The 19,383-nt window shown below is 62.4% G+C and carries 18 protein-coding genes; 10 read left to right on the top strand and 8 right to left on the bottom strand.

What is annotated here, in order from left to right; all coding sequences use genetic code 11:
• Positions 1 to 4 precede the first annotated feature (4 nt).
• From BM279_RS10245 to BM279_RS10255, 3 genes are all read right to left on the bottom strand, one after another.
• Positions 5 to 400, bottom strand: coding sequence for a GFA family protein (locus tag BM279_RS10245; protein WP_093503396.1), 396 nt, complete (start codon positions 398 to 400; stop codon positions 5 to 7).
• Positions 400 to 1,245, bottom strand: coding sequence for an AAA family ATPase (locus BM279_RS10250; RefSeq protein WP_093503398.1), 846 nt, complete (start codon positions 1,243 to 1,245; stop codon positions 400 to 402). Before BM279_RS10250 ends, BM279_RS10245 begins: the two co-directional genes overlap by 1 nt.
• 104 nt (positions 1,246 to 1,349) lie before the next feature.
• Positions 1,350 to 2,423 (bottom strand): AsmA family protein, encoded by a 1,074-nt coding sequence (locus tag BM279_RS10255; RefSeq protein WP_093503400.1) that lies wholly within the window; start codon positions 2,421 to 2,423, stop codon positions 1,350 to 1,352.
• Positions 2,424 to 2,558: 135 nt separating this feature from the next.
• Between BM279_RS10255 and cysK the strand changes: the two genes are divergently transcribed.
• Positions 2,559 to 3,533 carry a cysteine synthase A gene (cysK, locus tag BM279_RS10260; protein ID WP_093503402.1) on the top strand — a complete coding sequence of 325 codons (975 nt, stop codon included), beginning with the start codon at positions 2,559 to 2,561 and terminating at the stop codon, positions 3,531 to 3,533.
• A gap of 337 nt (positions 3,534 to 3,870) precedes the next feature.
• Here the strand turns inward: cysK and BM279_RS10265 are convergent, their stop codons facing one another.
• Positions 3,871 to 4,758, bottom strand: coding sequence for a DMT family transporter (locus tag BM279_RS10265; RefSeq protein WP_093503404.1), 888 nt, complete (start codon positions 4,756 to 4,758; stop codon positions 3,871 to 3,873).
• A gap of 320 nt (positions 4,759 to 5,078) precedes the next feature.
• Between BM279_RS10265 and BM279_RS10270 the strand changes: the two genes are divergently transcribed.
• From BM279_RS10270 to BM279_RS10280, 4 genes are all read left to right on the top strand, one after another.
• Positions 5,079 to 7,205 carry a TonB-dependent receptor family protein gene (locus BM279_RS10270; protein WP_093503406.1) on the top strand — a complete coding sequence of 709 codons (2,127 nt, stop codon included), beginning with the start codon at positions 5,079 to 5,081 and terminating at the stop codon, positions 7,203 to 7,205.
• Positions 7,206 to 7,357: 152 nt separating this feature from the next.
• On the top strand, positions 7,358 to 7,483 hold the full coding sequence (locus BM279_RS23670; protein ID WP_279626494.1) for a PA1414 family protein: 126 nt from the start codon (positions 7,358 to 7,360) through the stop codon (positions 7,481 to 7,483).
• A 476-nt stretch (positions 7,484 to 7,959) separates the two neighbouring features.
• A complete protein-coding gene (locus BM279_RS10275; protein ID WP_093503408.1) occupies positions 7,960 to 9,525 on the top strand; it encodes a methyl-accepting chemotaxis protein in 1,566 nt (521 codons plus the stop codon).
• Between the two features lie 62 nt (positions 9,526 to 9,587).
• Positions 9,588 to 10,187: a tRNA-uridine aminocarboxypropyltransferase gene (locus tag BM279_RS10280; protein WP_093503410.1), complete on the top strand. Its 600-nt coding sequence runs from the start codon at positions 9,588 to 9,590 to the stop codon at positions 10,185 to 10,187.
• An 8-nt stretch (positions 10,188 to 10,195) separates the two neighbouring features.
• Here BM279_RS10280 and BM279_RS10285 read toward each other — a convergent pair whose 3' ends face one another.
• From BM279_RS10285 to BM279_RS10295, 3 genes are all read right to left on the bottom strand, one after another.
• Complete coding sequence (locus tag BM279_RS10285; RefSeq protein ID WP_093503412.1) at positions 10,196 to 11,044, bottom strand: pirin family protein; 849 nt, start codon at positions 11,042 to 11,044, stop codon at positions 10,196 to 10,198.
• A gap of 131 nt (positions 11,045 to 11,175) precedes the next feature.
• Positions 11,176 to 11,952, bottom strand: a complete 777-nt coding sequence (locus BM279_RS10290; RefSeq protein ID WP_093503414.1) for an MlaA family lipoprotein — start codon at positions 11,950 to 11,952, stop codon at positions 11,176 to 11,178.
• Positions 11,945 to 13,243 carry a serine/threonine protein kinase gene (locus tag BM279_RS10295; protein ID WP_093503416.1) on the bottom strand — a complete coding sequence of 433 codons (1,299 nt, stop codon included), beginning with the start codon at positions 13,241 to 13,243 and terminating at the stop codon, positions 11,945 to 11,947. Before BM279_RS10295 ends, BM279_RS10290 begins: the two co-directional genes overlap by 8 nt.
• Positions 13,244 to 13,517: 274 nt before the next feature.
• Here BM279_RS10295 and BM279_RS10300 point away from each other — a divergent pair, with 274 nt between their 5' ends.
• Positions 13,518 to 13,895: a hypothetical protein gene (locus BM279_RS10300; RefSeq protein WP_093503418.1), complete on the top strand. Its 378-nt coding sequence runs from the start codon at positions 13,518 to 13,520 to the stop codon at positions 13,893 to 13,895.
• Between the two features lie 43 nt (positions 13,896 to 13,938).
• On the opposite strand, the gene BM279_RS10305 is transcribed toward BM279_RS10300, so the two are convergent.
• Positions 13,939 to 15,495: a glycoside hydrolase family 17 protein gene (locus BM279_RS10305; RefSeq protein ID WP_093503420.1), complete on the bottom strand. Its 1,557-nt coding sequence runs from the start codon at positions 15,493 to 15,495 to the stop codon at positions 13,939 to 13,941.
• A gap of 186 nt (positions 15,496 to 15,681) precedes the next feature.
• On the opposite strand from BM279_RS10305, the gene BM279_RS10310 reads away from it, so the two are divergent.
• The 4 genes from BM279_RS10310 to fliG all read left to right on the top strand — a co-directional run bounded on the left by BM279_RS10310 (position 15,682) and on the right by fliG (position 19,383).
• Positions 15,682 to 16,008, top strand: coding sequence for a ComEA family DNA-binding protein (locus tag BM279_RS10310; RefSeq protein ID WP_093503422.1), 327 nt, complete (start codon positions 15,682 to 15,684; stop codon positions 16,006 to 16,008).
• A gap of 217 nt (positions 16,009 to 16,225) precedes the next feature.
• Positions 16,226 to 16,555 (top strand): flagellar hook-basal body complex protein FliE, encoded by a 330-nt coding sequence (fliE, locus tag BM279_RS10315; protein ID WP_093503424.1) that lies wholly within the window; start codon positions 16,226 to 16,228, stop codon positions 16,553 to 16,555.
• A gap of 16 nt (positions 16,556 to 16,571) precedes the next feature.
• Positions 16,572 to 18,374 (top strand): flagellar basal-body MS-ring/collar protein FliF, encoded by a 1,803-nt coding sequence (fliF, locus tag BM279_RS10320; RefSeq protein WP_093503426.1) that lies wholly within the window; start codon positions 16,572 to 16,574, stop codon positions 18,372 to 18,374.
• Complete coding sequence (fliG, locus tag BM279_RS10325) at positions 18,367 to 19,383, top strand: flagellar motor switch protein FliG (protein ID WP_093503545.1); 1,017 nt, start codon at positions 18,367 to 18,369, stop codon at positions 19,381 to 19,383. The genes fliF and fliG overlap by 8 nt, the downstream gene beginning before the upstream one ends.

Below are 19,383 nucleotides of genomic sequence, written 5' to 3' on the forward strand. Positions count from 1 at the left end.
GTCCTCAGTGGCGGTCATCGACGGGCAGGCCGTCGTTGAGGCAGTACCAGTCGGCCTTCGAGCGGGTGTAGATGTGCTTCTGCTCGACCGTCGGCAGGGGCGTGTCCAGGGTGCCAAGTGCCACCGACACCCACTTGGGGTAAGGCTTCTCGGAAAACCATTGCAGGTTCGAGCCACAGCACTGGCAGAAGGTACGGCTCACGCCGGGCGAAGAACTGAAGGTGCTGACCGATGCCTCACCTTCGGTGAAGCGAAAATGCTCGCGGCGCACATTGCCGTAGCTGGCGAACGCCGCGCCATGGGCTTTGCGGCACTGGCTGCAATGGCAATGACTGGCCGACTCGATGGGGGCGTCGATCTGGTATTTCACCGTGCCGCACAGGCAACTGCCACTATGCATCAGCGATTACCGCGACGAGCCATGAAGGCGAGACGCTCGAGCAACTGTACATCCTGCTCGTTCTTCACTAATGCACCGGCCAGCGGCGGAATGGCCTTGGTCGGGTCGCGCTCGCGCAGTACCGCCTCACCGATGTTGTCGGCCATCAGCAGCTTGAGCCAGTCGACCAGCTCGCTGGTCGATGGCTTCTTCTTCAGGCCCGGTACCTTGCGCACGTCGAAGAACACGTCCAGCGCCTCGGCCACCAGGCTGTTGCTGATACCGGGGTAGTGCACGTCGACTATCTTCTGCAGGGTCTGGCGATCCGGAAAGGCGATGTAGTGGAAGAAGCAGCGGCGTAGGAAGGCATCCGGCAGCTCCTTCTCGTTGTTCGAGGTGATGATGATGATCGGCCGGTGCTTGGCCTTGATCGTCTCGTCGGTTTCGTAAACGTAGAACTCCATCTTGTCGAGTTCTTGCAGCAGGTCGTTGGGAAACTCGATGTCGGCCTTGTCGATTTCGTCAATCAGCAGGACAACGCGCTCCTCGGCCTCGAATGCTTCCCAGAGCTTGCCTTTCTTGATGTAGTTGCGAACGTCGTGAACCTTGTCGGAGCTCAGTTGCGAGTCGCGCAGGCGGCTGACCGCATCGTATTCGTACAGGCCCTGGTGCGCCTTTGTGGTCGACTTGATGTGCCAGGTGATCAGCCGCGTGCCGAAGGACTCGGCCAGTTGCTCGGCGAGCAGGGTCTTGCCGGTGCCCGGTTCGCCCTTGACCAGCAGCGGGCGCTGCAGGGTAATAGCGGCATTGACCGCCAGCTTGAGGTCATCGGTGGCGACATAGTGCTCGGTGCCTTCGAACTTCATCGGGAATCCTCACGCGGGGCAGGCGAATGCGAAAGCGCCGACTATAGCTCGTGCAGCTTGTAACTGTGAACGCCGCCGAGGTATTCAGTCACTGAATGGACGGCTCACGGCTCTTCAGCGGCGTCCCGTTCGAAACCACTGTTGAAGGCCTGCACGAAGCCGTTGCGCAGGATGCCGATAAAGGCCTCGAAGGCGCTGACGTTTTGTTGCTTGGTGCTGCCACGCAGTTCCACACGGGTGGCGATCTGGTCACGCGGCTGATTGCGCAGCACCTTTTCACTGCCGGCGACCACCGCTTCCCAGATCGAGCGGAAAAAACCCTTGTTCTGGTTCTCTACGTCCTGCTGCCAGTCGAACACCTCGACGTTGCGCAGCAGTGGCTTGATGTAGCCGCTGAGCTGGGAGTCCTCGGCGAAGGCCTCGATGACGATATCGCCGGTGCCCGATTTGAAGTCGAACTTACCGTAGGCGTTGGCCAGGTCATTCAGGCGTGGCAGCTCGATGTTGGTGGCGCGCACGCGGAACTCGAAATCCTGGAAGTTGTGGAAAGGGTCGAACACGGCACTGGCTTCCAGCGGTGCCTGGTTCATCAGCTTGGCCTTGCCCTCGAAACGCGCGACGCGGTCGCCCTGTTCGTCCGCCACGTTGGTCAGGTTGTAGAAGCTGGCCTGGATGGCGTTGGCCTTGAGCTTCACCGGCGGCGAGGAATTGAAGTTGTAGAAACCCAGGGTGCCGTCGTTGATTCGCGCTTCGTTTAGGGTGATAGGCAACAGTTTGTTCAGCTGTTCGCGCCAGTCGGTGCCTTCACCTGTCTGCGAATCCTCGCGGCTCTTGCCGTCGACGAAGTTGACCTCCGGGCGCTCGAATACCACCCGGGCGACCACGGCGCGTTTTTCCAGCAGTTCGTTCCAGCTCACCGAGATATCGATCTGCGGTGCGTCGACGAAAGGGACGGGGAGGTCCTGGTTGACCTTGACGATGCGCAAGCCGTTGATCCGATAGCCGCCGCGCCACAGTGCCACGTCGATGTCATCGATATGGCCGCGGTAGTCGCCCATTTCGGCCAGCTTTTCGTTCAGGTAGTCGCGCACCATGTAGGGCAGGGCGACGTGCACCGCCAGCAGCAGGGCAAGCAGGCCGAGGCAGATCCACAGGGGCAGGCTGTAGCGACGTTTCATCGGAGGTGTCCGGTTGCGCGGTGTGTGGAAGTGGACTGCCGCCGATCGGCCTGAGTTCGACTTTCCAGACGCTGGACGCGCCTGGGCTTGAGGCATAGGCTGACGGGCTCAGTCATGACAAGGAACCGGTATACCATGAGCCGCATTTACGCAGACAACGCCCAGGCTATCGGCAACACTCCGCTGGTGATGATCAACCGCCTCGGGCCCAAGGGCGTGACCATCCTGGCCAAGATCGAAGGCCGAAACCCGGCCTATTCGGTGAAGTGCCGGATCGGCGCCAACATGGTCTGGGACGCAGAGGCCCGCGGAGTGCTCAAGCCGGGCATGACCCTGGTCGAGCCGACCTCCGGCAACACCGGCATCGGCCTGGCCTTCGTCGCCGCCGCCCGTGGCTACAAACTGATGCTGACCATGCCGGCCTCCATGAGCCTGGAGCGCCGTAAGGTATTGAAGGCGCTGGGTGCCGAGCTGGTGCTGACCGAGCCGGCCAAGGGCATGAAGGGCGCCATCGAGAAAGCCGCCGAAATCGCCGCCTCCAACCCCGAGCTGTACTACATGCCCCAGCAGTTCGAGAACCCGGCCAACCCGGCGATCCACGAGAAAACCACCGGCCCGGAAATCTGGAACGACACCGAGGGCGCCATCGATGTGCTGGTGTCCGGCGTCGGCACCGGTGGCACCATCACCGGCATCTCCCGCTACATCAAGCAGACCCAGGGCAAGGCGATCCTGTCCGTGGCGGTCGAGCCGGTTTCTTCGCCGGTGATCAGCCAGACCATCGCCGGAGATGAAGTCAAACCCAGCCCGCACAAGATCCAGGGCATCGGCGCCGGCTTCGTGCCGAAGAACCTCGATCTGTCGCTGGTCGACCGCGTCGAGCAGGTCACCGACGAAGACGCCAAGGCCATGGCCCTGCGCCTGATGCGTGAAGAAGGCATTCTCTGCGGGATTTCCTGCGGCGCGGCGATGGCCGCAGCGGTACGCCTGGCCGAACAGCCGGAGATGCAGGGCAAGACCCTCGTGGTGATCCTGCCCGATTCCGGCGAGCGCTACCTGACCAGCATGCTGTTCAGCGACCTGTTCACCGAGCAGGAACTGCAGCAGTAAGTAGCTGGCGGCACTATTGATTGGCTCGTCTCCAGCGCCCGCCAGGGGCGAGCCGATCAAGCTGAACGAGTGACGAGCTAACGCGTAGATATTGCCTGGTCACGAACCGACGGAGAGTCGAGCCGGTTCTGTCGAATGTGGGAGGGAACCATGCGCCCGATTCGCGGGCATGAACCAGGCGTCCCAGCCCGCTCCCACGGTAGGCCGCTAATCTCGGCTTGCCTTCAACTTCGCGCCTCCCCGTAGGGTGGGCGCAGCCCACCAACTTCACCGTTCGACACCGCGTTTAGGTCGGACGAAAAAGTATCGGCTCCCGCCTAATCACGAAGGGCTCTACCTAGGTCGCCAGATTCTTCGTAGGCCGAACCACCAGCCACAACGCGATAGCGATCAGCACGCCGCCGTACAGATGCGCCCAGGACAACGGCTCGCCGAGCAGCAGCGCGCCCCACAGCACGCCAAAGATCGGGATCAGAAAGGTGGTGGTCGATGCCTTGATCGGCCCGATGTCGTTGAGCAGGCGGAAATACAGCACATAGGCGAACGCCGTGCAGCCCAGCCCCAAGCCCAGCAGCGATGCCCATTCCAGCCAGCCGCCCCAGCTGGTTGGCGCTCCCAAGGCCAGTGAGCCGGCGAACAGCGGCAACAGGAACAGGCTGGCGCCCAACAAGCTGCCGAACGCGGTGAGTCGGTTATCCAGCCGGCCTGCGATCCAGCGCCGGGTCAGAAAACCGGCCACGCCATAGCAGGCTGTCGCCAGCAAGCAGGCGAAGGCGCCCAGCAGCAAGCCCATGTCCAGTTCCGCCGGCCCGCTGCGGGTCAGCACGGCGACGCCGAACAGGCCCAGGGCGACACCCGCCGCGCGGCTCATCGTCATCGCTTCGGCGAAGAACAAGGCACCGATCAGCACGCCCATCATCGGCGTGGTGGCATTGATGATCGCCGAGTAACCCGCCGGCAGCACCAGCGCCGCCATGCTGTACATGGCCGAGGGGATGCCGGCATTGATCACGCCGAGTACCAGACAAAAGCCAAGTTTGCCGTGAAAGTCCCATTTCACCCGCATCAGCAGCAGGATTGCCAGCAGGCCGAGCATGGCGATGGAGGCGCGAAAGAAGGCGGTCGGCATACTGCCAATCACTGGCGCGACGATACGCATGAACAGGAAGCTGGCCCCCCAGATTGCAGCGAGCAGCAAGAGGCGCAGCATGTCGGCAGGGCGCACGGCGGGCTCCAGTCATCTAAAGAAGGGCGGCAGTGTTGCTGGATGATGCACGCAAGGCAAGCTCACCGTCCGCCGGTATAGGCTTACCGTCGCAATGCGCGGCGTGCCCATGGTCGCGTGCTCGAGGCGCCCGGGACTCACTATTGTTTGAACGACGGCGCAGGCCTGCAGGTCGCACCTCAGGCCTGCACCGGTCACAATGGCGGGCTTTGCGACCGCGTGGCTGAGCTGGCCAGCGGTCAGTCTCCCGCTTGCCTGGGCCACTCGATCCGGGTGGCTGCGCCACGGGGCGCCGAGTCGAACTATGAAAGGATCTTCCAATGAGCTGTAGCCCCCCATCGCGCCCCTTCGAACTCTCCCACCTGAGCCGCGCCATCCTGTTATGTGGCTGTGCGGCGGCGGGCACTGCGCAGGCGCAGGAGGCGACCGATACGCTGGTGCTTGAGCCCAGCGTGGTCAGCGGCTCGCGCAGCGAGGCGCAGAGCTTCGACCTGCCGTTTTCGGTGGACAGCATCGACCGCGAACAGATCAGTGACGGTCAGCTGGGCATCAACGCCTCGGAAGTGCTGACGCGGGTGCCCGGGCTGGTGGTGCAGAACCGCCAGAACTACGCGCAGGATCTGCAGATATCGTCCCGTGGCTTCGGGGCGCGCTCGGCCTTTGGCGTGCGGGGGCTGAAGCTGATCACCGATGGCATTCCCGCCAGCACCCCGGACGGGCAGGGCCAGGCGGCGACCTTCAACCTCGACACCGCCGAACGCATCGAAGTGCTGCGCGGGCCGGCTTCCACGTTGTACGGCAGCAACGCCGGTGGGGTGATCCAGGTGTTCTCACGCGATGGTGCGGGTCGCCCGCGTATCGGCGCCGAGACGCTGATTGGCAGCGACGGCCTGAGCCGCAATCACCTCACCGCCGAAGGCGAAGCTGACGGCGTGGGCTTCGTGCTCGACGCCTCGCGCATGGACACCGACGGCTATCGCGACCACAGCGCCGCGCGCCGTGACCAGACCTTCGCCAAGCTCAATTTCAAGCCCGATGAAGACAGCAAGCTGGCGCTGATCTATAGCAGCCTGGAGCAGAACGGCACCCAGGATCCGCTGGGGCAGGCGTGGGAGGCTTATAAGGCGGATCCGCGTTCTGTGGCGACCAACGCCTTGGATTTCAATACTCGCAAGAGCATCGATCATCAGCAGCTGGGCGCCAACTACGAGCGCTATTTTGGAGACTCTACGCTGCAGACCACTGTTTATGCGGGCAAACGCAGGGTGGTTCAGTACTTGGCCATTCCACGTGGGCCGCAAAACAACCCGAACAACAGCGGCGGCGTCGTCGACTTCGACCGTGAGTTTCATGGCGGCAGCATTCGTTGGCTGCAGCCGGTGGACGGGATAAGCGGGGACCTGCGTCTGGTGTTCGGGCTCGATTACGATCAGAGTCGCGATGATCGCCGTGGATATGAGAATTTTTCGGGTGCCAGTAATGGGGTAAAAGGCAACTTGCGACGCGATGAAGTCGACACCGTTACCAGCCTGGATCCATACGCCCAAGCGACCTGGACCATCGGCAACTGGACTATGCAGGGCGGCCTGCGCTACAGCACCGTGGAAGTGGATGTCGATGACAAGTACATCGTCGGCGCCAATGGCGATGACAGTGGCACCAAACGCTACGAAAAGGCCACGCCATCGGTAAGCGTTGGCTACGCTTTTACGCCGGATCTGAATGGCTACGTCAGCGTCGGCAAGGGTTTTGAAACGCCAAGCCAGGCCGAGTTGGCTTATTCCCAGGGCAATGCCGGTTTCAACTACAGCCTAGAACCTTCTGAAAGCACTCAGTACGAAATCGGCCTGAAAGCCCGAGTCGCCAGAGATACTCGCATCAATGCCGCAATCTTCCAGATCAACACTGACGACGAGATCGTCGTGCTGGAAAATCGCGACGGCCGTACCAGCTACCAGAACGCCGGCAAGACCCTGCGGCGCGGTTTCGAGCTGGGCGTCGAAAGTCAGTTCACCGAACAATGGTCGGCTGCGTTGGCCTACACCTACCTGGCCGCGACTTATGATTCGCGCTTCGTCGCCGGCAACAACAGCATCGATAAAGGCAACGATTTGCCCGGCGTACCTCGCACCACGCTATTTGGCGAGCTGGCCTGGAAGCCGGTCGATGGTATCAGTACGGCATTTGAGGGGCTTTACCGCAGCAAGGTCTACGTCGAAGACACCAATACCGAGAAAGCGGCGCCGAGCTACACAGTGTTCAATTGGCGCACGCGATTCGAGCAGCACTTCGGCCCCTGGAAAACCCACCAGACCCTGCGCCTGGATAACCTGCTGGATCGCCAATACGTCGGCTCGGTAATTGTCGGCGATGGCAACAGCCGTTTTTACGAAGCGGCGCCCGGGCGCTCCTGGTATGCGGGTGCGGGCATCGAATATCAGTTTTAAGGCGAGGCGGGACGTGCTGGCTGACAAACAAAGCGACAGTCGGTAGCGACTTGCAACGCTTTGAGGCTGCTTGGCTCTCCACTCGCGCCAGGGTTTGGGCTACTCTCAAGTCAAGCGGTCACCAAAGCCGTGCGCAGTTCGAGGATGCACTTATGAAAAACTGGTTCGAAAAAATCACTGCCCAGCTCAATGCCCTGTTTGCCCCGCGCATGCAGCCCATTCCAATTCGTAGCGAAGAGCAGCGTCGCTTGGCCGAAGAGCGCCGTCGCCGCCACTGATCCACCCCCGTGAAATTCCCCCACAAGCGTCCTTTTAGGCGCTTGTTTTGAGTCGTCAACGCCTTGGAGGTGATTGGCGCTCGTTTTCTTTTATCGATAAGTGACATGTTGATCGGTTCGATACGTAAGCATCGAACCATTTTCATGGGGGCTCGCCCTTTCACTTATGTATCCGGCATTACCCTTTGCCTATTCCAATAGCCCTTATTGCTGGTACCCAGCGTGCTGAGACGCGCGCGTTGCCGACAAGCGGCCGTGAACTTGGTTCAACGTATTCTCAAGTCGTTCAAAAAATTGCCGACAAAAAAGCAGACCCGTTCGGGAGGGTATGGCACGGAGCCGGCTGGCGGCTTCGCGCTTGTCTTCTGTTCAGCGTTTGAGCGTTACCGCCTGCCCGTGCTGGCGCGGCTATTTTGCTGTGCTAGACATAGTTGAGCGGAAAGGACGTACCCTTCACGTACTAAAGGACTGCAACCATGCGTCAGAATCTTCCGGTAACTCAGCGGGAAAGGACTTTTCCCGGCCACGAGCGGTTGATTTCCACCACTGATTTGAGCAGCAAGATCACCTATTGCAACGATGCCTTTGTGGCGATCAGCGGCTTTACACGTGAAGAGCTGATCGGCCAGCCGCACAATCTGGTGCGCCATCCCGATATGCCGCCAGCTGTATTCGGCCACATGTGGGACACCATCAAGCAGGGCAAGCCTTGGATGGGTATCGTCAAGAACCGCTCCAAGAATGGCGATTTCTACTGGGTCAGCGCCTATGTCACGCCCGTTTACGAGAATGGCAAGGTGGCCGGGTACGAATCCGTGCGTTCACTGCCCAGCGAAGATCAGAAGCGTCGCGCCGAGGCGCTGTATGCAAGGTTGCGCGCCGGCAAAGCGCCCGTGCCGAAAATCGAACACCTGACCTATGACCTGATTCGCTCCTGGCCGCTGATTGTCACCGCGCTGGTAATCCTCGCCGCCCAGAGCACGCTTTCCGGCGTGTGGCTGGCGGCGCTCGTGGTCGCGGTGATGGCTGCGCTGGGCTCCTATCAGCTGTACAGCAAGCGCGCACTGATTCGCCGTACCCTGGCGGAGCATCCCAAGGCGTTTACCAGCAGCCTGGTGGCGCTCACCTATAGCGACAGCCGCGGTGCCCAGGCCTTGCTCGACATGGCGATGATCAGCGAAGAGGCGCGCTTGCAGACGGCGCTGACGCGACTCGAAGATGCCGGCGTCAACGTCAAGCGGCAGGCGGCCCAGGCCGCGGGTTTCTCGCGCTCAGGCGCCGAGATGCTCGATCAGCAGCGCAGCGAAACTGACCAGTCGGCCACCGCCATCAACCAGATGGCAGCGACCATTCAAGAAGTATCCCAGAACGTGCAGACTACCAGCCATGCGGCCGAAGAGGCCGACAGATTGGCTCGGGAAGGGCGACAGCTGGCCGGTGGTAGCTTGGAATCCATGCAGCACATGGCCAAGGCTGTGGTGGATATCGGCCAGGCTGTAAACGATCTGGCCAACTCCACCCAATCGATCGGCAGCGTGGCCGATGTGATCACCTCGATTGCCGAGCAGACCAACCTGCTAGCCCTCAACGCCGCCATCGAAGCAGCCCGTGCCGGCGAGCAGGGGCGGGGCTTCGCCGTGGTGGCCGACGAGGTTCGTTCGTTGGCCTCGCGTACTCGCGAATCGACCCAGCAGATTCACCAGATCATCGCGTCGCTACGGGCCGGTGCCGAGCGCGCCGTCGCCACGGCCGGTCGCGGTGAGGAGATCTCCCGTGAAAGCGTGCAGAGCGTAGAAGCGGTGCGCATTGCGCTGGACGGCATCAGTGAATCTGTCAGTCGCATCAGCGGCATGAGCCAGCAGATCGCCGCGGCTTCCGAGGAGCAGGGCCAGGTGGCCGACGATATCAGCCGGCAGATTACCCGCATCGCCCAGCTCTCCGAGCAGGGCGCCGAGCAGGCCCATCAGGGCGCGGCGATCGGCAAGGAGTTGGAAAGCATGGCCGACTACCTGCACAGCCTGGCCGAGCGTTTCAACCGCTGACCCTCTGCCCTCGGCTGCGCGGGCGTGCTGTGGCACACTGCGCGGTCGAGGAGACCCGCCCTATGCCACGCCCCCGTTGTTCGCGCTGCAGGCGCCCGGCCAGCCACTGCCTGTGCGCCCTGATTCCCGATTTGCCCAGTCGCACCGAAGTGCTGGTGCTGCAGCACCCTACTGAAGTCGACCACGCGCTCAATACCGCGAATCTCGCTGTACTGGGGCTGCGTAGTGCCGCGTTGTGGGTTGGTGAGGTATTCGAGGCGCTACCGGAGTGGGTGGCAGAGCCCGGCTATCGCACCTGCCTGCTGTTTCCGGGTGAGCAGGCGCGGGCGATCAGCGAACTGCCTGGTGATGCAGACCCACTGCCTGTGCGGTTGATCGTGCCTGATGGCACATGGCGCAAGGCTCGCAAAATTCTCTATATGAATCCTCTGTTGGCAGGCCTGCCACGGGTGACCTTGGCCGACGCGCCGCCATCACGCTATCGCCTGCGCAAGGCGCCGATGGAGGGCTCGCTGTCGACACTGGAGGCCATCGTCGAAGCCCTGAATGTACTCGAAGCGCCCGCTGACTACCGGGCGCTGCTCAAGCCCTTCGATGCGCTGATCGAAGGGCATATCGCTGCGATGGGCGAGGACACGTTCAAGCGCAATCACCAGCGCTGAAGGAGATTTCAGCCAAAGGTGCCATCACGGAAATCACGCAGCGCCTGTTCGATCTCTTCCCGGCTGTTCATCACGAAAGGCCCGTACTGCACGATCGGCTCGTTCAGCGGCTTGCCGGCGATCAGCAGCACGCCGGCGCCATCAGCGCTGCTGATCAGCAGCTCGCCCTGATCATCCAGGCGTACCAGTCGGCCAGCGTGGGCCTCGTGGCTGTCCTGCACTTGTGCCTTACCCTGGTAGACGTACAGCAGGGCGCGGTGGCCGGCGGGAAGCTCGGGGCGTACGACGCTGCCAGCGGGCAGGCGCAGGTCTAAGACCTGGGGCTCAGTATCCGGACGCTGCACGGCACCGGCCTGACGCTGCTGGCCTTCGGCGAAGCTGCCGGCGATTACCACGACCTCGACACCCTGTTCAGTGTGCAGACGCGGAATCTGCGCGTTGGGGATGTCGCGGTACTGCGGGTCGGCCATCTTCTCGCGGCCAGGCAGGTTCAGCCATAACTGGAAACCGCGCATGGCGCCCTGTTCCTGCTCGGGCATTTCACTGTGGATGATGCCCCGCGCGGCAGTCATCCATTGCACGTCACCGCCCTGCAGCAGGCCCACGTTACCGAGGTGATCTTCATGGCGCATGCGCCCTTCAAGCATGTAGGTGATGGTCTCGAAGCCACGGTGGGGATGGGGCGGAAAGCCGGCGATGTAGTCGTCGGCATTGTCGGTGCTGAACTCGTCGAGCATCAGAAACGGATCGAAACGTTCGATACCAGCACCACCAATGACCCGGTTCAGACGCACGCCGGCACCGTCTGAGGCAGGCTGCCCTGGCTGAATGGCAAGGACTCGGCGTAGTTGGGTCATGGGGCTGTCTCCCGTGAAAAGTGATGCGTCCATGGTAGGCCAGCCGATCCGTCAGATGGTTGGGAAAAGGTCAACTCATCTATCGAGAATATCGATGTAGCGGGTGGCGCCTTGCAGCGCCACCCGAGTGTTCACTCGGCGATTTGCAGCTTGCGCGATTCGGTGTAGAAGAAGCGCAGCTTCTCGTATTCGAATGGCGAGTTCAGTTGGCCGTAGCGGAAGCTGGTGGTGGAGCGCTGGTCGATGCCCCTGAGAACGATGATCTCGGGGTGAGCACTGCTAGCCTCAGCGACGTTGAGGTAGTTGATCTGCTGGTTGATGCCGAAGTCCGCCACGAGGCCCGTGGTGTCGCGCAGGTTGGACGGGCCGAGAATCGGCAGCATCAGGTAGGGGCCTGCCGGGGTGCCATAGAAGCCCAGGGTCTGGCCGAAGTCCTCACGGTGCTTGGGCAGGCCCATCAGGGTGGCCGGGTCCCACAGACCGACCACGCCGATGGTGGTATTGAACAGCAGGCGCGCGGTGGTGTTCAGGGCGCGCTCGCCTTTGAGTTGCAGGGCACTGTTGACCAGGTTGGACACGTCGCCCAGGTTGCTGAAGAAGTTGGTCACGCCCTTTTGCATGAAGGTCGGCGTGACGTAGCGGTAGCCGTCGACCACAGGCAGGAACACCCATTCGTCGAAGCGGTAGTTGAAGTGGTAGACCCGGCGGTTCCATGACTCCAGCGGATCCTGGATTTCCAGTGCCGAAAGGGTCGAGCGCTCGAACTCGCGCTGGTTCAGGCCCGGGTTGAACTTGAGTTCCTTGAGCGGCTGCTTGAAGCCATCGTCCTCGACGGTGGTCTGGGCGGAGGCGGTGCCGCAGCTCAACACGGCAGCGAACAGTGCGAGAGTAGTAAAGGACTTAGCCACGGAAGAACTCCAACATGTCGTTGCTGTTGACGCGGTAATTGAGGTTGCCGCAGTGGCCGCCGTAGGGGTACACGGTCAGGCGATCGCCCATGGTGCGGCGCAGGAAGCCGAGGTCGCCAGGGCCGAGGATCACGTCGTCGGCGTTATGCATCACACCGATCTTGGGGCTGTTCTTCAGGTAGTCCTCGATGCCGTACAGGCTGACCTCGTTGATCAGCTGGCTCATGCTGCCGCCGTCGTAGCGGGCTCGCCACATGGGGATCAACTGTTCTGACATGTAGCAGTCGAAGTCGCACTGCAGCGCGCGGCGGAAGAACGGCGTCAGGCTGGTGCCCTCGCCAATCGGATAATCGACCGGAGTGATCAGGCCGCGGCGGTTGATCAAGTCCGAGGTAAAGGTGATGTCGGCGGCCGAGAAGCGGAACGAGGTGCCGATCAGCATGGCCAGTTGTTCGTTGGTCAGGTGTTCCTTGGACTGCTGGAAGTCGTAGAGCAGGGCATCGTTGATATCTACGTAACCCTTCTGCTGGAAGTAGCGGGTCAGCTTGGCCAGCACCAGTTCATAGAAGGTGGTGCGGTTGGTGATGCCTTTCACCTGGGTCTGCACCAGTCGATCCAGGTTGGTGATCGAGGTGTAAAGGTTGACCGGCGGGTTGAGCATCAGCACGCGCTTGAAGTTGAAGCTGCGGCGCGTCTCGTCCAGCTGGCTGACGAACGCCGCATGCAGGGCGCCCAGGCTGTAGCCCGTCAGGTAGTAATCGGTGACCTGCAGGCGCGGGTGCTGGGCGCGTACCGCCTGCATGGCGCGGTACATGTCCTCGGCATCGTCGCGGCTGATGCCGGGTGTGGCGAAGCGCGAGGCGGAGGTCATGAAGTCGTAGCTGGTAGGCGAGGACAGCTGCACGACATGGTAGCCCGCGCCATAGAACAGCTTCTTCAGGTATTCGGGCGTGCTGCTCGAATAACGCGCGCCCGTGCCGGCGATGATGAAGATCAGCGGTGCCGGGCCATCCTGCTCGGCCAGGCGATAACTCATCTTGGTTACCGCCCAGAAGTTGTCAGGCAGCTGAAACTCACGCTCCGGACGCAGGCGAACCTGGTAATCGCCCTGCTTGATATCCGCGTCTTCGGGCAGCTTGGGGCGCAAATCCGGTGGTGTGGTGGCGATGGTGGCTTCGAACGGGTTGGTCAGCGGATAGCCGTAGGTTTGCGGGTCAACGTCGGCGGCCCAGACGGAGACGCTGAACAGCAGGGCGCCGAGCAGGGCTGCAAGACGGGGAATGAAAGACATACAAAGTCCCTTTGGAAGAGAACATTCTTTTCAGAGGTGGCCGGCAAGCCGGTGCTTTCGGCATCAGCCGCGATGAGTAGGACAATCGCGGTTGTGTCAAAGTGCCATGGGAAATTTCGCTGCGCTGGCAATGGGTATACCAGAAGGCGGTTGAGCCGCCAACGGCCTTGCACTCGGGCACTCACGTCACTATCGGCACCTCCTTATTTGCCGCTTGCATCCGCCTGCCGTGAGATTATGCTGAGCGCCGTTTTCAAGCCCTCTGGAGTGCAGCATGCCTCGTCGTTCATCCATCGTCGCCTTGGTGATTGCAGCGCTCGCCTGCGTGGTCGCCAGTTATGCGTTGCGCTACCTGCTCATGGAGGGCGATCAGTGGGTCGGTCGCTGCGTCGACGATCCCGGCCTTCTGGCCTGCCAGGTGCGTGGCACCCTGGGCTGGATGATTCACCTGCGAATCATTGCCCTGACTGCCCTGGGCTGTGCGCTGCTGGCATTCGTGGTGCCTGGCGTCTGGGGCTGGCGCCTGGCGGTGCCGGGGCTGCTGCTCGGCGTGCCGGCGCTGGCGCTGTACACCGCTAGCCTGGCGGTATTCGCTGTGGTGCTGGCGCTGCTGCGTTTGGTACGCGCGCCGGCTGTCACGGCGACGCACTAACCAAATCGGGCGCTGCGCGGCAAGCGCAGCACCCGCGGCATTTCTAGCGGTTCTTCGAGAGTCGCAGGCTACGCCACAGCGCGGCAGCCAGCAGTGCGCTGGTGATGGCCCAGCCGATGGCCTGCAGGTTGCCCAGGGTTTCTTCATAGAGCTGCGGCACGATGCCGGCGGCGATCAGCACGGCCAGCAGAGCGATTTCCCGGCGCGGGGCCGCTACTGGGCGCAGCAGATAGACCACTGCCGGCAGCAGCAGCGCGGCGCTGGGGAAGCTGCGGTAGCGCGCATCGGTGACCATTGCCAGCATCATCACCGCACCGGCGAAGCCGGCTGCCGCCAGCCACCAGCCTGCACGCCGCTCCAGCCAGCCGAAAGCCTTTGCTCGCCAGCCTTGCGCGGTGGATAGCGCCAGTGTGGCATGGGCCAGCACCAGCAGATTGAGGGCGAGCAGGGCGGCGGCCCACAGCCATTCGCCGATATAGCGGCTGGTCACCCAGGCCAACTCCGCCCATAGGCCCATACAGGCCGCGCCCAGTGCCGCCATCAGCGGCAGAAGCACAGCGTTGCGCGTCGAACTCGGGCGACCACCGATCAGCAGGCCGACGGCCAGAACGCCTGCGCTGATGGCCAGCCACAGCGGCCAGTGCGGTAGGTTGGATACCGGGCCGGCGAGAACCGACTTGTCTTGGCGATCCGCGTCGTACAAGCCCCAGAAACCACCCACCGCGCCTTCGCTGACGCGCTTCCAGGGTTGGTCGAAGGCTTCGATCAGGTTGTAGCGCCAGCCGTGCTGCTCGGCCAGGGCGACGAAACCGCGAATGAAGGTGGCTTGGTTGACGCGACTCGGCACGGCGGTTTCCCGCTGGCGGCCTTCGCTGGGCCAGCCGGTCTCGCCGATCATGATGTCCTTGGGCGCGAACTTTTTGCCGAACAGCTCGCGCACTTCGGTCACTTCGTGCAAGGCCGCGTCGATGCCGGCCGGGTTGTCTTCCCAGTACGGCAGCAGGTGAATGGTGATGAAGTCCACTGCCGGCGCGACTTCCGGGTGCTTGAGCCAGAACTCCCAGACATCGGCGTAGGTGACCGGCTGAGTGATTTCAGCCTTGACCTTGTTGATCAGCTCGACCAGCTGCCCGCCGGTGACTTCCTTGCGCAGCAGGGCTTCGTTGCCGACGATGACCGCCTCGACCACATCCGGGTTTTCCTTGGCCAGCTTGATCAGGCCCTGGATCTCGACGTCCGTGTCATGCGGGTTGCGGCTGACCCAGGCGCCGGTGATCAACTTCAGGCCATGCTTGCGGGCCAGCTCCGGCAGCTTTTCCAGGCCGGTGACCGAATAGGTACGAATGCACTGGAAACGCTGGGCCAGCAGCGCCAGGTCGGTGTCCATCTGCTCGGGGTTGATCTGCAGGGGCAGATCGAACGGCGACTGATCCTTGCCGAACGGCGTGTAAGACGCACATTGCAGTTTGTGGGTCGGCGTGGCGGCGTCGGCCAGCACCACGGGCTTGCCGATGGTTTGCCAGAGGCTGCCCAGCGCAAGAAGCCCGACGATGCAGGCACAGAGGTACGGGAGCAGGGGAAAGCGGGCGTTGGCGGGCATGGTCGAACACGCATGGTAAATGGAGACGCGCATCTTAGCGGCGAGAGGGGGGTTTAGATAGCCGCGGAAAGAGTGGTTACAAAGCCATTCGTTGACACCCGATTCGGGCGGACTAGTTTTGATCATGCGGCGTATGGAGTACCCGCGTCGCTCAACTCGAGTCGAACACGAAAAGGACGTCTAATCATGCTGAAAACTACCCTGCAAGCCTTGCTGTTTTCCCTGGCCGCCAGCGCCACGTTGCTGGCCGGCGCCAACGAGTCGACCAAGGCGCCGGCTACCGAACCGGTGGCCCAGCAAGTGGCCGAGCTCAATCCCGTCAACCTCAATACCGCCGACGCCGAAACCCTGCAGCGCGAGCTTAGCGGCGTGGGCGCGGTGAAAGCGCAGGCTATCGTCGCCTATCGCGATACCCACGGCGAATTCGCCTCGGTGGACGAGCTGCTCGAAGTCAAAGGCATCGGTGAAGCCTTGCTCGAACGCAACCGCGCCAAACTGACCGTCAGCCAGTAATCCCTCCATCCTTGCCGCGCCTTTTGCTGGAAAGGCGCGGCTTTTTTATGGGGGCGCTTTTCCTGGCGTCGCTTCGCCAGAGCTGGCCTGCTTTCTGCTTCAAGCCCTTGGCAAGCAACGTGTTTATGGCGCTTCCAGTAGTTGGCACCTTTGTTGCAATCACCCTCAGCAAAGCACTCGCGGCGTCAAAAAACCGCGGTCAGGTGGAGGAAAGGTCATGAGTCAGGGTGTCGCGTTCAATCGTCTAATGCTGGAAATGCGCTCGATGCAGGCCGAGGCCATGGCGCGCAAACCGGCTGTGCCCCAGGCTCAAGAAGTTGGCGCGCCGAGTTTCTCGGACATGCTCGGTCAGGCGGTGAGCAAGGTCAGCGAAACCCAGAATGCCGCCAGCCAACTGGCTACCGCTTTCGAGATGGGCCAAAGCGGCGTCGACCTGACCGACGTGATGATCGCCTCGCAAAAATCCAGTGTCTCGTTTCAGGCCATGACCCAAGTGCGCAACAAGCTGGTCCAGGCCTACCAAGACATCATGCAGATGCCGGTTTAAGGGGTAGATTTCCATCATGGCCGACACGCTCGCTGCAAACGTACCCGCCACTGCCGCTGACAACGCGCCGAAGAAGCCGCTGTTCGGGCTGACCTTTCTGGAAAACCTCTCCGACATGCCGCTGTTGCGCCAAGCCGGCCTGCTGATCGGCCTGGCCGCCAGCGTAGCGATTGGTTTCGCCGTGGTGCTGTGGTCGCAACAGCCCGAGTACAAGCCGCTATATGGCAGCCTCGAGGGCATGGATGCGCGCAGCGTGATGGAAACCCTGACCGCCGCCAATATCGATTACACCGTTGAACCGAACTCCGGCGCGCTACTGGTCAAGTCCTCGGATCTGGCCCAGGCGCGCATTCGCCTGGCGTCTGCCGGCGTAGCGCCGACCGATACCAGCATCGGTTTCGAGATCCTCGACAAGGAGCAGGGCCTGGGCACCAGCCAGTTCATGGAAGCCACCCGCTATCGCCGTGGCCTGGAGGGCGAGCTGGCGCGCACCGTGTCGAGCCTGAACAACGTCAAGGCCGCCCGCGTGCACCTGGCGATTCCGAAGAGTTCGGTGTTCGTGCGTGACGAGCGCAAGCCCAGCGCCTCGGTACTGGTCGAACTGTACGCCGGGCGCAGCCTGGAACCGAGCCAGGTGATGGCCATCGTCAATCTGGTCGCCAGCAGCGTACCGGAAATGGACAAGGCCCAAGTTACCGTGGTCGACCAGAAGGGCAATCTGCTGTCCGATCAGCAGGAAATGTCCGAGCTGAGCATGGCCGGCAAGCAGTTCGATTACAGCCGCCGCATGGAAAGCCTGTTCACCCAGCGCGTGCACAACATTCTGCAACCGGTGCTGGGCGTCGGCCGCTACAAGGCTGAAGTCTCCGCCGACGTGGATTTCAGCGCCGTCGAGTCGACTTCGGAAACCTTCAATCCGGACCAGCCGGCCCTGCGCAGCGAGCAGCAGGTCAATGAACAGCGCAGCAGCGGCAGCGGCCCGCAGGGCGTACCCGGTGCCCTGAGCAATCAGCCGCCTGGCCCGGCTACCGCCCCGCAGCAAACTGGCGGCGCCGCGGCGCCTGGCGGCCCGATCGCCCCCGGTCAGCCACTGGTCGATGCCAATGGTCAGCAGATCATGGACCCGGCTACCGGCCAGCCGATGCTGGCGCCGTATCCGGCCGACAAGCGTGACCAGTCGACCCGCAACTTCGAGCTCGATCGTTCGGTCAGCTACACCAAGCAGCAGCAGGGTCGCCTGCGCCGGCTTTCTGTCGCCGTGGTGGTCGATGACCAGATGCGTGTCGACCCGGCCACCGGCGCAACCACGCGCGTACCGTGGACCACCGACGATCTGGCGCGCTTCACCCGCCTGGTTCAGGACTCGGTCGGCTTCGATGCCAGCCGTGGCGACAGCGTCAGCGTGATCAACACGCCGTTCAGCAGCGAAACCGCGGAAGTGATCGATGTACCGTGGTACCAGAGCGATCTGTTCCTGATGGCCATGGGCGGTCTCAAGTCGCTGTTCCCTGCGCTGTTGATCTTCCTCCTGGTGTGGTTCGTGCTACGCCCGGTACTCAACAACATCACCGGTGGTGGCAAAGGCAAGGATCTGGCTCTGGCGGGTGGCGGCCGCGACGGCGACGTCGACCTCGGCGAAATGGGCGGTCTCGACGGCCTGTCCTCTGATCGGGTAAGCCTCGGCGGGCCGCAAAGCATTATGTTGCCGAGCCCGAGCGAGGGGTATGATGCACAACTGAACGCGATCAAAAGTCTGGTCGCCGAAGATCCGGGCCGTGTCGCCCAGGTAGTCAAAGATTGGATCAATGCCGATGAGTGAGAACCGCACTGCCGCCAAGATGAGCAAGGTCGAGAAGGCCGCGATTCTTCTGCTCTCGCTGGGTGAGACCGACGCCGCCCAGGTGCTTCGTCATCTGGGCCCCAAGGAGGTTCAGCGCGTGGGTGTGGCCATGGCTGCCATGCGCAATATTCACCGCGAGCAGGTCGAGCAGGTGATGGGTGAGTTCGTCGACACCGTGGGCGACCAGACCAGCCTGGGTGTGGGCGCCGACGGCTACATTCGCAAGATGCTCACCCAGGCGCTGGGCGAGGACAAGGCCGGCAACCTGATCGACCGCATTCTGCTCGGTGGCAGCACCAGCGGTCTGGACAGCCTGAAGTGGATGGAGCCGCGAGCGGTCGCCGACGTGATCCGCTACGAGCACCCGCAGATTCAAGCCATCGTGGTCGCCTACCTGGACCCCGATCAGGCCGGCGAAGTACTCAGCCATTTCGATCACAAGGTGCGCTTGGACATCGTGCTGCGCGTGTCGTCCCTGAATACCGTACAGCCCGCGGCGCTCAAGGAACTCAACCTGATTCTGGAGAAGCAGTTCTCCGGCAGCTCCAACACTACCCGTGCCACCATGGGCGGTGTGAAGCGCGCCGCGGATATCATGAACTACCTCGACAGCTCGGTCGAAGGGCCGCTGATGGATTCGATCCGCGAGATCGACGAGGACCTGTCGTCGCAGATCGAGGACCTGATGTTCGTCTTCGACAACCTGGCCGACGTCGACGACCGCGGCATCCAGGCGCTGCTGCGCGAGGTTTCCTCCGATGTGCTGGTGCTGGCCCTCAAGGGCGCGGACGAGGCGATCAAGGAAAAGGTCTTCAAGAATATGTCCAAGCGCGCCGCCGAGCTGCTGCGAGATGACCTGGAGGCTAAAGGGCCGGTGCGGGTCAGCGACGTGGAAGGGGCGCAGAAGGAAATTCTCACCATCGCCCGACGCATGGCCGAGGCCGGCGAGATCGTGCTGGGCGGCAAGGGCGGCGAGGAGATGGTGTAA

This window comes from Phytopseudomonas straminea, from assembly GCF_900112645.1.
GTDB classification, from domain to species: Bacteria; Pseudomonadota; Gammaproteobacteria; order Pseudomonadales; family Pseudomonadaceae; genus Aquipseudomonas; species Aquipseudomonas straminea.